This is a genomic window from Bartonella capreoli, from assembly GCF_902813205.1.
Classification (GTDB): Bacteria; Pseudomonadota; Alphaproteobacteria; order Rhizobiales; family Rhizobiaceae; genus Bartonella; species Bartonella schoenbuchensis.
Genome location: NZ_CADDZX010000080.1, coordinates 1 through 677, shown reverse-complemented (window position 1 = coordinate 677; position 677 = coordinate 1). Strand labels below are relative to the sequence as shown.

Genomic DNA, 677 nt, shown 5'->3' with positions numbered 1-677 from the left:
TTGTTCTAAATCCGCCTTTCGATCACGATTTAGTTTTTGGGGAAAGAGAGGATTATCGCGCCAATTAATTTCCACACCTTTGATATTGGGATCATTCACATTGCGGAAACGTTTTTCCACGGGAGCATTTTCATGACAAGGGTTCCATGTCACCCACAATTCGGCATTCCAATCTTTTCCTTCTTCACGCAAAGTTGGAATAAGCGTTTGCCAAGCAGTCTCAGTAACAGGTTCGGCCTCATCAACCCAGCAGAGAAAAACGCGCCCCATTGATTTAATACTTGCAATATTACGATCAAGCCCAGCAAAAACATAAACGATACGTCCATCTTTTGACTTGATATATTTATCACCGACTTCATAATAGTCCTGTAGAAAAGGATAAGCCTCAATAGCCCGTTTAATTTCTTCCAACGAACTTTCATTGAGTGAATTTTGAAATTGTCGTGCACAGAGAATAATACCCCGTTCACCAGCCTTTCCATGCCGATATCCGATTACAGCAGACATCAAGGCAAAAGAACGTGTTTTTCCTGATCCCCGCCCTCCCCAAGAGGCACGGACAACAGCAGTTCCTTGAAACAAAGGGATTAATTTCTCGATGATCACAAATTTCGCTGAAGACATCTCAATCACCCTTTAACAGCTTCTTTGTCCTTTCTAACAGGCGCTACAAA

The 677-nt window shown here is 42.2% G+C and carries 1 protein-coding gene; it reads right to left on the bottom strand.

The features are described from left to right. The coding region (locus J7R05_RS07405; RefSeq protein ID WP_208541784.1) for a phage terminase large subunit at nt 1-627 on the bottom strand (627 nt) is incomplete at its 3' end. Between the last annotated feature and the right edge of the window lie 50 nt (nt 628-677).